Source organism: Microbacterium sp. 01T413_2 (assembly GCF_056398985.1).
The window spans coordinates 1-12,921 of the sequence record NZ_JBFTQL010000036.1; the positions used below are offsets into that span (position 1 = coordinate 1).

A 12,921-nucleotide genomic window follows, 5' to 3' on the forward strand; every position below is an offset into this window, starting at 1 on the left:
GTCGCAGCCCGCGGCTCGGTGGCTCTCGGCGGGCTCACCTCGGCTGCGGTCGGCATCGGCAGCGCGTGCTTCGGTCCGCTGCTGGGCGCCGCTGCCGATCGCCGTGGTCAGCGGATCGTGCTCGCCGTCGTCGCTGTCGCCAACGCCGCGGCCCTCGTGGTGTTCACGTTGGTCGTCTACTCGTCCGCCGCCGAGCCGTTCGTGCTGCTCAGCGCGTTCGCGATCGGCGCCACCGCTCCGCAGGTCTCTCCGATGTCGCGGTCGCGGCTGGTCACGATCATCGCCGAGCGCGTCCCGGCCGAGCGGAGAGCGCGTACGACATCGTCGACGATGTCGTACGAGTCCGCGGCCGACGAGACGGTGTTCGTGTTCGGGCCGTTCCTGGTCGGTGTGCTGGCCACCGCGATCGCTCCGTGGATGCCGCTCGTGCTCGCCGCCGCACTCATCCTCGTGTTCGTGGGAGCGTTCGCCCTGCACCCCACCGCCGCTCATGTGTCGACGCAGCGCGGCGCCGACGGCCGCGCCACGTCGCGGGTGTCGGCGCTGTTCCGGCCCCGGCTGCTCATCGTCGTGGCCGGCATGCTCGGCGTCGGCGTGTTCTTCGGGGCGATGCTCACCTCGCTCACGGCGTTCATGACCGAGCACGGGCGCCCGGAGGAGGCGGGGCTGCTCTACGGAGCGCTCGGGGTGGGATCCGCGATCCTGGCGCTCAGCGTGGCATTGCTGCCCGCCCGGTTCTCCCTGCCTGCTCGCTGGCTGCTGTTCGCGGGCATCTTGTTCGGGGGGAGCCTGATGCTGCTCTGGGTGCGGGACCCTCTGACCATGCTCGTCGCGCTGGCCGTGATGGGCTGCGGGATCGGTCCCACTCTGGTGACCCAGTTCAGCCTGGGCGCCGCATTCGGACCCGTCGATCGGTCGGCCACCGTCATGACGATGCTCGGATCCGCGATGATCGTCGGGCAGGCCGCCGGCGCCGTGGTCACGGGCCAGGTCGCCGACGCCTCGGGGGCGCAGGCGTCCCTGCTGCTGCCGGTGATCGCGGCGGGCCTGGTGCTGCTCACGGGCCTCGTGAACGCGGTGCTGGCGCGGGGCGGACGCAGCGCTTCCTGACGCGGGACGACGTCGGGGCGCATCGGGTGACTAGCCTGGAGGAGGCATCCGCCGCTGCCGTGAGGAGCGTTCCCATGACTTCGTCCACACCCACCGCCTCGTTCGTGATCGTCGCGAACCGACTGCCGGTCGACCGTGTTCCGGGCCCCGACGGCGAGGTGATCTGGCGCCGCTCGCCGGGCGGTCTCGTCGCCGCACTCGAGCCCGTCATGCAGTCCGTCGACGGCGCCTGGGTGGGCTGGGCCGGACAGCCGGACCTCGACCTCAAGCCGTTCACCGAGGGCGGCATCCGGCTGCTGCCTGTGGCGCTCTCGACGCAGGACGTCGAGGAGTACTACGAGGGGTTCTCGAACGACACGATCTGGCCGCTCTACCACGATGTCATCTCCTCGCCGCAGTACCACCGCGAGTGGTGGGACGCGTACGTGCGGGTGAACCGGCGGTTCGCGGAGCGGGCCGCGAGCGCGGTCGCCGAGGGCGGCACGGTATGGGTGCACGACTACCAGCTGCAGCTCGTTCCCGCGATGCTGCGCGAGCGCCGTGCCGACGTCACGATCGGCTACTTCCACCACATCCCGTTCCCCGCGCACGGGCTCTACGCCCAGCTGCCCTGGCGGGACCAGGTGCTGCAGGGTCTGCTGGGCGCCGACGTCGTCGGCTTCCAGCGCGCGCAGGACGCGACGAACTTCCTCGCCGCCGTGCGCCGCCGGCTGCGGCTGGACGTCAAGGGCTCCACCGTGTCCGTGCCGTACGGCGGCCCCCGCACCACCGTCGCCCGTGCCTTCCCGATCTCGATCGACACCACGCCCTACACCGAGCTCGCCGCCAGGCCCGATGTGCGCGCCCGTGCCGCGGAGATCCGCGAGGGCCTCGGCAGCCCGAAGAAGATCCTGCTCGGGGTCGATCGGCTCGACTACACCAAGGGGATCCGGCACCGGATCAAGGCGTTCGGGGAGCTGATGGACGCCGGGCGGATCTCCGTCGAGGACGTCACCCTCGTGCAGGTTGCCAGCCCCAGCCGCGAGCGGGTGGACGCGTACGTGCAGCTGCGCGACGAGATCGAGTTGGCCGTGGCGCGCATCAACGGCGACCACGACACCATGGACCACACGGCGATCCGCTACCTGCACCAGGGGTTCCCGCGGGAGGAGATGGTAGCGCTCTACCTCGCCGCGGACGCGATGCTCGTGACGGCGCTCCGAGACGGCATGAACCTCGTGGCGAAGGAGTACGTCGCCACCCGCGGGGATCACCGCGGCGTGCTGGTGCTCAGCGAGTTCACCGGTGCCGCCGATGAGCTGCGCCAGGYCGTGCTCGTGAACCCGCACGACATCGAGGGGCTCAAGGACGCGATCATGCAGGCTGTGGAGATGCCGCCGCGGGAGCAGTCCCGGCGCATGCGGGCCCTGCGCAAGCGGGTGCTCGAGAACGATGTGAACGCCTGGTCGCGGGAGTTCCTCGCGGCCCTCGAGAACGTACGGAGTGCACGATGACCCGCGACTGGACCGCTGCCGAGACCGATCCCGCGCTCGCCGCGATCGCCCGCACCCCGCGACTGCTGGTGGCGCTCGATTTCGACGGCACCGTCTCGCCGCATGTGGTCGATCCGATGGCGGCGAGAGCGTTGCCGGCGGCCGTGGCCGCGGTGAACCGGCTCGCCGCCCTTCCGGAGACATTCGTCGCGTAYGCGTCGGGSCGSAGCCTGCACGATCTGCGGGAGATCACCGAGCACGAGGACGGATCCMGGATCCTGCTCGCCGSATCTCACGGTGCGCAGTTCTGGTTCCCCGACACRGGGGAGGAGACCGACCTCTCCACCGAACCGGGGGACCGGGACGAGGTGATCGCCGAACTGCGCGAACTGATCGGAGACCTCGACGGCGTCGTCTACGAGCCGAAGACGTTCGGGTTCGGCGTGCACACGCGTTCGGCCGCGCCCGGGCAGGAGGAGCTGGCCTTCGTGCGCGTCGAGAAATGGGCGCCCGAGCGGATCCCCTCCTGGCGGCGGCGCACCGGGCACCATCTGCGCGAATACTCCTGGCGCGACGAGGGCAAGGACGCGGCGCTCTCGCGGCTGCGCGAGCACGTCGGCGCCACCGCCGTGCTGTTCGCCGGTGACGACGTCACCGACGAGGACGGCATGCGCACGCTCGGCGGCGCGGACCTCGGCGTGCGGATCGGCGCCGGCGAGACGGCGGCGACGCTGCGGGTCGCGGATCCGGCGGCGTTCGCCGTGCTGCTCGACGCCCTGGCGGACGCCAGAGCGGCCGCGCAATAGACTGCTTCCATGCGCGCGCAGCACGGATCCGATCGTCCGTCCGTCGCGCGCCGCGCCGGCAGGAGCACGGCCGATCATGCGTTAGGCTTGATGCACGTTCGAGACGTGATCGGCACAACCGGATCCCGGGTCGGACGCAGAGCTCCGGCGGTCTTGCTGGCCGTCGGGCGCGATGGTGATCTGATTCGGGTCGATATCGCGGCTCGCGCTCTCGGCTCACGCGCCGGGACGCCTGAGCCGGGCTCATACCGCGACGGTGTTCGTCGCGACGAAGAGCCGACTTCTCCGCGCTGCACCCGAGGCGTTCCAGCCCAGCATTCCCGACCCCTGTGGTCCGCCTCGAGCGGACCGGGGCGGAGAGTTCTCCGTGGCGGGGTTCTGTCCCGCCGCTTCCGCCGATCGTCCACCACCGCAAGGAACCCAGATGACCGCTGATACCGCTCCAGCCGTCCCTCGTCCGCCCGCCCGTCCGGCGTCGGCACCCGTTCTCACCGGCGCGCAGGCCGTCGTCCGCTCCCTCGAACTGCTCGGGGTCACCGATGTGTTCGGCATCCCCGGCGGTGCGATCATGGAGGTCTACGACCCGCTGATGAGCTCGACCGAGCTCCGGCACATCCTGGTCCGCCACGAGCAGGGCGGCGGGCATGCCGCCGAGGGCTACGCCACCGCCTCCGGCAAGGTCGGCGTGACCATCGCGACCTCGGGCCCCGGTGCGACGAACCTCGTCACGGCGATCGCCGACGCGTACATGGACTCGATCCCGATCGTCGCGATCACGGGCCAGGTGTTCTCCACGCTGATGGGCACGGACGCGTTCCAGGAGGCAGACATCGTCGGCATCACGATGCCGATCACGAAGCACTCGATCCTCGTCAAACGCCCGGAGGACATCCCCGGTGCGATCGCGGCAGCGTTCGAGATTGCCTCGACCGGTCGTCCGGGTCCCGTGCTCGTGGACATCACCAAGGACGCGCAGAAGGCGACGGCGCCGTTCGTCTGGCCGCCGAAGTACGACCTGCCCGGGTACCGCCCGGTGACGAAGGCGCACGGCAAGCAGATCCAGGCCGCGGCCACGCTGCTGGCCGAGGCCAAGAAGCCCGTGCTGTACGTCGGCGGCGGCATCATCCGCGGCCGCGCCTCGGAGGAGCTGCTCGCGCTCGCCGAGCTCACCGGCGCCCCCGTCGTCACCACGCTGATGGCGCGCGGCGCGTTCCCCGACTCGCACCCGCAGCACGTCGGTATGCCCGGCATGCACGGCACGGTGCCCGCGGTGCTGGCGCTGCAGGAGGCCGACCTGCTGGTCGCGCTCGGCACGCGATTCGATGACCGCGTGACCGGCAAGGCCGAGCTGTTCGCCCCGAACGCGAAGGTCGTGCACGTCGACATCGACCCCGCCGAGATCTCCAAGATCCGCACGGCCGACGTGCCGATCGTGGGCGGCGTGCGCGAGGTCATCACCGACCTGGAGGTGGCGTTCCGCGGCATCACCGGCGGCGCCAAGGGCGACATCGAGGAGTGGTGGGCGTACCTCGACGGTCTGCGCGCCGAGTTCCCGCTCGGCTTCACGCCGCCCGAGGACGGCCTGATGTCGCCGCAGCACGTGATCCAGCGGATCGGCGAGCTGACCGGCCCTGAGGCGGTCTACGCCGCGGGCGTAGGGCAGCACCAGATGTGGGCGGCGCAGTTCATCAAGTACGAGCGCCCCAACTCCTGGCTGAACTCCGGCGGCGCCGGCACCATGGGCTACGCCGTGCCGGCCGCCATGGGCGCCAAGGTCGCCCAGCCCGAGCGCGTGGTCTGGGCGATCGACGGCGACGGCTGCTTCCAGATGACCAACCAGGAGCTTGCGACCTGCGTCATCAACGACATCCCGATCAAGGTCGCGATCATCAACAACTCCTCCCTCGGCATGGTCCGCCAGTGGCAGACGCTGTTCTACGAGGGCCGGCATTCGAACACCGACCTGAACACCGGGCACGGGACGATCCGGATCCCAGACTTCGTCAAGCTCGCGGAGGCCTACGGCTGCCTCGCGATCCGCGTGGAGAAGGAGGAGGAGATCGACGCCGCCATCAAGCTCGCGCTCGAGACGAACGATCGCCCCGTCGTGATCGACTTCGTCGTCAGCGCGGATGCCATGGTGTGGCCGATGGTGCCGCAGGGCGTCAGTAACAGCTACATCCAGTACGCGCGCGACCACGCGCCCGCCTTCGACGAGGAGGACTGATCATGTCCACGCATGTGCTGAGCCTCCTGGTGGAGGACACCCCGGGTCTGCTGACCCGTGTCGCCGGCCTGTTCGCGCGCCGCGGCTTCAACATCGAGTCTCTCGCCGTGGGCGTGACCGAGGTTCCCGGGGTCTCCCGGATCACGGTCGTCGTCGACGTCGAGGACTTCCCGCTCGAGCAGGTGACCAAGCAGCTGAACAAGCTGATCAACGTCATCAAGATCGTCGAGCTGGAGCAGAACGCGTCCGTGCAGCGCGAGCACATGCTCGTCAAGGTGCGCACCGACAACAACACCCGCTCGAACGTGCTGGAGGTCGTGAACCTCTTCCGCGCGTCCGTCGTGGACTACGCCCCCGAAGCGCTGGTGGTTGAGGTCACCGGCGACAAGGGCAAGGTCGACGCACTGCTGCGGGCGCTCGAGCCGTTCGGCATCAAGGAGCTCGCCCAGTCGGGCCTGCTCGCGATCGGCCGAGGCGGCAAGAGCATCACCGAGCGCGTGCTGCGCGGCTGACACAGAACCACGGCCGGTCCCTCGACTGCTGAGCGTGTCGAAGCAGGCGGGCGGCCCGGCATCCAGAACCCCAACAAGGAGAAAACAACAGTGAGCACCGAGATCTTCTACGACGCAGACGCGGACCTGTCGATCATCCAGAACAAGAAGGTCGCGATCGTCGGCTACGGCTCGCAGGGCCACGCGCACGCGATGAACCTGCGCGACAGCGGCGTCGAGGTCGCGATCGCCCTCAAGGAGGGCTCGAACTCGATCGCCAAGGCGACCGAGGCCGGCTTCCCGGTCAAGACCGTCGCCGAGGCGACGCAGTGGGCCGACCTCATCATGATCCTCGCGCCGGACCAGCACCAGCGCGGCATCTACAGCGAGTCGATCGCGCCGAACCTGACCGCGGGCAAGACCCTCGCCTTCGCGCACGGCTTCAACATCCGCTTCGGCTACATCGACGCGCCCGAGGGCGTCGATGTGATCCTGATCGCTCCGAAGGCCCCCGGCCACACCGTGCGCCGCGAGTTCGTGGCCGGCCGCGGCATCCCGGACATCATCGCCGTCGAGCGCGACGCCTCGGGCACCGCCTGGGCGACTGCGCTGTCCTACGCGAAGGCGATCGGCGGCACCCGCGCCGGCGTCATCAAGACGACCTTCACCGAGGAGACCGAGACCGACCTGTTCGGCGAGCAGGCCGTGCTCTGCGGTGGCATGAGCCACCTCGTGCAGGCCGGCTTCGAGGTGCTCACCGAGGCGGGCTACCAGCCGCAGATCGCCTACTTCGAGGTGCTGCACGAGCTCAAGCTGATCGTCGACCTGATGTGGGAGGGCGGCATCGCCAAGCAGCGCTGGTCGATCTCCGACACCGCCGAGTTCGGTGACTACGTCTCCGGCCCCCGCGTCATCGACGCCGGCGTCAAGCAGCGCATGCAGGAGGTCCTCGCGGACATCCAGTCCGGCGCCTTCGCGACCCGCTTCATCGAAGACCAGGACAACGGTGCCGTCGAGTTCCTCGCCCTCCGCGAGAAGGAGCAGGGGCACCCGATCGAGGCCACCGGCAAGGAGCTGCGCGCTCTGTTCGCTTGGAAGTCGCAGGACGAGGACTACGTCGAGGGCAGCGCTGCGCGCTGACCTCGCCAGCCATACGGAGCGGGCGTCCCTTTCGGGGGGCGCCCGCTCTTCGTCCACGAGCGACGGCGCGGCGCTACACCGGGAAGGCCACGCCCTCGCCGACCACACGCAGGGCGATGCGCTGGCCGGGCCGGGTCAGAGCCGCGTTCCAGTGCCGGATCGTGATCGTGGGCGGTTCCGCGGACAACCGAGGATCGGTGTCGGTGCGCGGCTCCAGGTGGATCCGCACCGACGATTCCGCGCCGAAGTACACGCCCTTCTCCACGGTCGCGCGGATGGGCGAGTCGGCGACGAGCTGCACCTGCTCCGGCCGGAGCATCAGCTGCACGTGGCCTCGCGCCGGCGGGTTGCGCACCGGCACATAGCCGAGCGCGCAGGAGGCGAGGGACCCGTCCAGCCACGCATCCAGCACGATCGCATCGCCGAGGAACTCCGCCACGCCGCGGTCCACGGGGCGCGTGTACACCACGAACGGATGCCCGGTCTGCACCAGGCGGCCGTCGCGCATGACGGCGACCTGGTCGGCGAAGCTCAGCGCTTCGGACTGGTCGTGCGTGACGAGGATGGTCGTCGTCCCGGCATCCGTCAGTATTCGCGCCACCGCCTCGCGCGTCGCGGCGCGCAGGCCGGTGTCGAGCGCGGAGAACGGCTCGTCCAACAGCATCAGCTCGGGCTCGCGCGCAAGCGCCCGGGCGATCGCGACGCGCTGCTGCTGTCCTCCGGAGAGCTGATCGGGGCGCCGGTCCGCGACGTCGCTCGGGAGCGAGACGAGGTCCAGCAGCTCGGCCACCCGGCGGTTCCGTTCGGCTCGGCTGAGATCGTCCAGCCCGAAGGAGATGTTGCGCGCGACCGTCAGGTGCGGGAAGAGCCCGCCGTCCTGCGTGACGTAGCCGATGTCTCGGCGGTGCACGGGCACCCAGGTTCCGGGCCCGACGACCGTGGCGGAGCCGAGCACGACCTCGCCCTCGTCGGGGCGCTCGAAGCCGGCGATGATCCGCAGCAGGGTGGTCTTGCCCGAGCCCGAAGCGCCGACGATGGCCGTGATGCCGCCGGTCTGCACGGCGAGATCTACGCCGTGCAGCACGCGATGGCCTCCGTAGGAGGCGGTGACGCCGGCGACCTGCAGGTGCGCGGTCGGCAGTGGGCCCGTGCCGGGGGAGGGCACGGCGCCGACGGATCCGAGATTGTGTGCGGTCATGCGGTCTCCGCGGTCGTGGGGGCGGATGTCGTGGAGCGGCCGGCCGATGCGTCCGCGGTGGAGAGCACCGTGGACTGGCGGAACAGCAGGTAGGTCATGGGGGCGGAGAGCACGATCAGCAGCGTCGCATAGGGCGCCGCGCCGGCGAAGTCGATCTCGCTCGACAGGCTCCAGAACCGCGTGGCCAGCGTCTGCACCCCGATCGGGGAGAGCAGCAGCGTGGCGGTGAGCTCCCCGGCCACGGCGAGGAACACCATCGCCAGGGCAGCGGCCGTGGCGGGGGCCACCAGGCGCAGGGTGACTCCGATGAACGCGCGCAGCGGGCGGCGCCCGAGAGCCTGCGCCGCCTCCTCCAGACTCTGCGGCGCCTGTGCGATGCCCGCCTGCAGCGGCACCAGTGCGCGGGGCAGGAACAGCAGCGCGTACGCGAGGAGCAGCAGCGCGGTGGTCTGGTACAGCGCCGGCACGAAGAAGAGCGAGACGGTGACGAGCGCGAGCGCGAGCACGATGCCCGGCATCGAGCTCGTGACGTAGTTCGTGCGCTCCAGCAGTCGGCTGAACGCGCCGGGTCGGCGCACCGCGAGCCAGGACAGGGGGAACGCGGCGAGGACCGTGACCACGCCGCCGCCGAGAGCGAGACCGAGGGTCTGCAGCAGCGTCGGCACGAGATCGGGCGCCGTCCAGACCGCCGCACCGCCGTAGGCCAGCCATCCGCCGATCACGACGGCGGGCACTCCGAGGGCGGCGATCCCGAGTGCGAGCAGGGCGACCTGCGCCGGGAGCTGCCATCCGCGCAGCCGGATCCGGCGGGGCGGTGCCGCGGAACCGGATCCGATCCGTGCGTAGCGGGCGCGTCCTCGGGCCCGGCTCTCCAGCAGGAGCAGGGCGAAGCACAGCAGCATCAGCACGCCGGAGAGCATGCTGCCCGCGGAGCCGTTGAACGTGGACCGGTACTGATCCATGATCGCGGTCGTGAAGGTGTCGAATCGGATCAGCGCGAACGCGCCGTACTCGCTCAGCAGATGGAGCCCGACGAGCAGCGCCCCACCGAGCAGCGCCAGCCGCAGCTGTGGCAGCACGGTGCCGAAGAACACGCGCACCGGTCCGCGGCCGAGGCTCGCGGCGGCCTGCTCGAGAGCGGGATCGAGTCGGGCCAGCGCCGCGCGCACCGGCAGATACACGAGGGGGAAGTACGACAGCGTCGCCAGCAGCACCCCGGATCCGAGTCCCGCGAGCGAGGGGATCGCGGAGACCCATGCGTACGAATTCACAAACGCGGGGATCGCCAGCGGCATCGCGAGCATCGCGCCCCACGCACCGGCGCCCGCGAGCGATGTGCGCTCCACGAGCCAGGCGCCGCCGACCCCGATCACGGTGCACAGCGGCACGGTGATCGCGACGAGGAGCACGGTGTTCGTGAGCAGCTCGCCGACGCGGGGCCGGAAGATGAGCGCGGCCGATTCGGCCCAGCCGATCTGCRCCGCGGTCGTCACCACGAACAACAGCGGCAGAAGCGAGAGCGCCGCCACGACGACGCCCGCCGCGATGACGACCCAGGACCCCCGGGAGACGCCGCGGGGCGGCCGGAGCTGTCGCGCTCCGGCCGCCCGTCGGGAGGTGGTCGTCGTGGTGATGTCTGCGCCTTAGAGCAGGCCCGCCTGGGTCATCAGATCGGTGACCTGCTTGGAGTTCAGCGTAGCCGGGTCGATGGTCGGCGCCTGCAGGTCCTTGAGGGGGACGAGCTTCGGGTTGGCGGCCACCCCGGATCCGACCGGGTACTCGAACGAGGTGCCGGTCTGCAGGATCTTCTGACCCTCCGAACCGGTGACGAACGCGAGGAACTTCTGCGCGGCGGCCTGGTGCTTGCTCGACTTCAGCACGCCACCGCCGGACACAGAGACGAACGCGCCCGGATCCTGGTTCTTGAAGTAGTGCAGCTGCACGTTCTTCGAGTTCTCACCGGTCTCGGCCTGGTCGCCGAACCAGTAGTAGTGGTAGATGACGGCGCCGTCGATCTCGCCGGCGTTCACGGCCTTCATCGCGGTGGAGTTGCCTTTGTAGGCGACGGAGTTCGTTTTCATGGCCTTCAGCCACTCCTCGGCGGCGTCGGCGCCCTTGAGCTGCACGAGCGCCGAGACGATGGCCTGGAAGTCGGCGCCGGACGGGGAGGCCGCCCAGCGGCCCTTCCACGACGGGTCGGCGAGATCCATGAGCGACTTCGGGAGCTGAGCCTCGGTGAGCTTCGACGTGTTGTACGCGAACACGGTCGAGCGGGCGGCGATGCCCACCCACTTGCCGGAGGACGGGCGGTACTCGGTCGGGACGTTCTTGAGCGCCTCATCGCCCGGCGAGGTGAACAGGCCGGCCTTCTCGACCGCCGACATCGACGGCGAGTTCTCGGTGAGGAACACGTCGGCGGGGGAGCGATCGCCCTCCTGGATGAGCTGCTGCGACATCTCGGTGTCGTCGCCGTTTCGCACCTGCACCTTGATGCCGGTCGCCTTCGTGAACGCGTCGGTCCACGACTTCGTGAGCTCCTCGTGCTGCGCGTTGTAGATCGTGATGGTCTGACCGGCGAGGTCGCCGCCGCCTCCTCCCGTGCTGGAGGTCGGCGCCGGGGAGCCGCTGCAGGCGGTGAGCGCGAGGGCGACAGCGGAGGCCGCGGCGGCGGCGGAGAGCAGTCGGAGGGAACGGTTCACGGAGTGTCCTTCGTGGAGGGAGAAGCGCGGGAGTCGCGAATCCAATAATAGGTAAGGCAAGCCTCACCCAACAACCTGATGACCTTCCTGTGAACGGCACGGAATCGGCGCAGAAACCCTCGGCGGGCAACCGCGCGGAGCGGGTCAGGCCACGCCGTAGAACCGCGCGGAGTTGTCCCAGAAGATCGCGTCGACGTCGAGGCCGCGCTCGCCGGCCCAGTCCGCCACGGTCCGAGCCCAGAGGTCGCGGTTTTCGGCTCGATACTCGTCAGCCGCGCCGTTGACAGCGGAGACGGGCCAGTCGCTGCCCCACAGCAACCGGTCGGATCCGAACGCCTCGGCGGCCGCATCGAGGAAGGGGATCACCTGCGCCGGGCTCCAGAAGTCGCCGGCCTCGGCGGGCAGCCCCGACAGCTTGACGGAAACCTGCGGATGCGTCGCCAGGTCCCTCAGATCGCTCAGCCAGGCCGCGGCAGGGCGGAGCGGATCCGCCGCTGTGCCGACCGCGGGCTTCCCGAGATGGTCGAGCACGATCGGCAGTGCGGGCACGGCCGCCGCGAGGTCGGAGACGTCGGGGAGCTGATGAGCGCGCACGCACGCGTCGAAGCGGAGTCCCTGCGTCGCCAGCGCCGCCGCACCGGTGCGGAACGCGTCGCTGCGCGCGGTGCCGTCCGGCTCGTCCTGCAGGTTGTGCCGCACTCCGACCACCCCGTCGAGTGCGGTCAGGGCCGAGAGATGCACAGCCGTCTGCTCGCCGCGGTCGAGCCGGGCACCTGCCACGATGCCGACGACGCCGGTGGCCGCGGCAGTCTCCGCTACCCAGCGCACCTCATCGAGGAACTGCCTCTCGACGCACTCCGCCTGCACGAAGATCGCCGCGGCGCGCTCGGCGCCGTCGATGCCCGCGTGCTCGAGCTCTTCCGCGGCGAACCGCTGTGCCAGGGAGCCCTCGAGCCACTCGTAGTCGAGGCGGGATGGATCCCACAGATGCAGATGGGAGTCGARTACGCGCATGGGCACATCCTTCCGCAGATCGACGCCGTTATGGCGCAGACATCCGATGTTCGTGAAAAGCCCCTAGGATGACGCCATGGCAGTCACCGACGAGGCGATCGAGAAGATCAAGGCGATGATCGTGTCGGGCGAACTCGGCCCGGGCGACCGGCTGCCCCCGGAGAAGGAGCTTGCCGAGCGGCTTGGCCTGAGCCGCAACTCGATGCGGGAGGCCGTCAAGGCGCTCGAGGTGATCCGCGTCCTCGATGTGCGTCGCGGCGACGGCACATACGTGACGAGTCTCGAACCGCATCTGCTGCTCGAGGCGATCAGCTTCGTCATCGACATGCACGACGACGACTCCCTGCTCGAGCTGTTCGCCGTGCGCCGCATGCTCGAATCCCAGGCCACGGGCCTTGCCGCGACGCACGGCGACGACGAGGCGATCGCCGCCCTGCAGGCCGAGATCGCCGGCGTCGACGCGGGCGTCTCGATCGACGACCTCGTCGCGCACGACATCCGCTTCCACCAGGACATCGTGCGGATGACCGGCAACGGCTACCTGGCGAGTCTCATCGACAGCCTGTCGAGTCAGACCATCCGCGCCAGGGTGTGGCGCGGCCTCACCGAGCAGGGCGCCGTCGAGCGCACGCTCTCGGAGCACCAGGCCATCGCCGACGCGATCGCGCAGCACGACCCCTCGCTCGCGACCTCCCTCGCCACCGCGCACATCGCGGGTGTGGAGCGCTGGCTGCGCCAGGCCGCCCAGGCCTGAGCTCCCGGGC

At 70.2% G+C, this 12,921-nt stretch carries 11 protein-coding genes; 7 read left to right on the forward strand and 4 right to left on the reverse strand.

Translation table 11 applies throughout. From position 1 onward, the window contains the following. From AC1DMN_RS16070 to ilvC, 6 genes are all read left to right on the forward strand, one after another. The coding region (locus tag AC1DMN_RS16070) for an MFS transporter (RefSeq protein WP_477384575.1) at positions 1 to 1,110 on the forward strand (1,110 nt) is incomplete at its 5' end. 74 nt (positions 1,111 to 1,184) lie between these two features. Continuing rightward, positions 1,185 to 2,603: an alpha,alpha-trehalose-phosphate synthase (UDP-forming) gene (locus tag AC1DMN_RS16075; protein WP_477384577.1), complete on the forward strand. Its 1,419-nt coding sequence runs from the start codon at positions 1,185 to 1,187 to the stop codon at positions 2,601 to 2,603. Then, a complete protein-coding gene (gene otsB, locus AC1DMN_RS16080; RefSeq protein WP_477384579.1) occupies positions 2,600 to 3,388 on the forward strand; it encodes a trehalose-phosphatase in 789 nt (262 codons plus the stop codon). The genes AC1DMN_RS16075 and otsB overlap by 4 nt, the downstream gene beginning before the upstream one ends. A gap of 424 nt (positions 3,389 to 3,812) precedes the next feature. Next, the gene (locus AC1DMN_RS16085) at positions 3,813 to 5,615 is read left to right on the forward strand and encodes an acetolactate synthase large subunit (protein WP_440732070.1); all 1,803 of its coding nucleotides are present in this window, start codon (positions 3,813 to 3,815) and stop codon (positions 5,613 to 5,615) included. A gap of 2 nt (positions 5,616 to 5,617) precedes the next feature. Continuing rightward, entirely contained in the window at positions 5,618 to 6,127 is a 510-nt protein-coding gene (gene ilvN / locus AC1DMN_RS16090) for an acetolactate synthase small subunit (protein WP_440732069.1), read from the forward strand. Between the two features lie 90 nt (positions 6,128 to 6,217). Then, positions 6,218 to 7,246 (forward strand): ketol-acid reductoisomerase, encoded by a 1,029-nt coding sequence (gene ilvC / locus AC1DMN_RS16095; RefSeq protein WP_440732068.1) that lies wholly within the window; start codon positions 6,218 to 6,220, stop codon positions 7,244 to 7,246. A gap of 73 nt (positions 7,247 to 7,319) precedes the next feature. Here the strand turns inward: ilvC and AC1DMN_RS16100 are convergent, their stop codons facing one another. From AC1DMN_RS16100 to AC1DMN_RS16115, 4 genes are all read right to left on the reverse strand, one after another. Beyond that, a complete protein-coding gene (locus AC1DMN_RS16100) occupies positions 7,320 to 8,444 on the reverse strand; it encodes an ABC transporter ATP-binding protein (RefSeq protein ID WP_440732067.1) in 1,125 nt (374 codons plus the stop codon). Beyond that, complete coding sequence (locus tag AC1DMN_RS16105; RefSeq protein WP_477384581.1) at positions 8,441 to 9,973, reverse strand: ABC transporter permease; 1,533 nt, start codon at positions 9,971 to 9,973, stop codon at positions 8,441 to 8,443. The genes AC1DMN_RS16100 and AC1DMN_RS16105 overlap by 4 nt, the downstream gene beginning before the upstream one ends. Positions 9,974 to 10,087: 114 nt before the next feature. Beyond that, a complete protein-coding gene (locus AC1DMN_RS16110) occupies positions 10,088 to 11,143 on the reverse strand; it encodes an iron ABC transporter substrate-binding protein (protein WP_477230628.1) in 1,056 nt (351 codons plus the stop codon). Positions 11,144 to 11,287: 144 nt separating this feature from the next. Beyond that, complete coding sequence (locus AC1DMN_RS16115; protein ID WP_477384583.1) at positions 11,288 to 12,157, reverse strand: amidohydrolase family protein; 870 nt, start codon at positions 12,155 to 12,157, stop codon at positions 11,288 to 11,290. A gap of 76 nt (positions 12,158 to 12,233) precedes the next feature. Here AC1DMN_RS16115 and AC1DMN_RS16120 point away from each other — a divergent pair, with 76 nt between their 5' ends. Then, entirely contained in the window at positions 12,234 to 12,911 is a 678-nt protein-coding gene (locus AC1DMN_RS16120) for a FadR/GntR family transcriptional regulator (protein WP_477230626.1), read from the forward strand. Positions 12,912 to 12,921 lie beyond the last annotated feature (10 nt).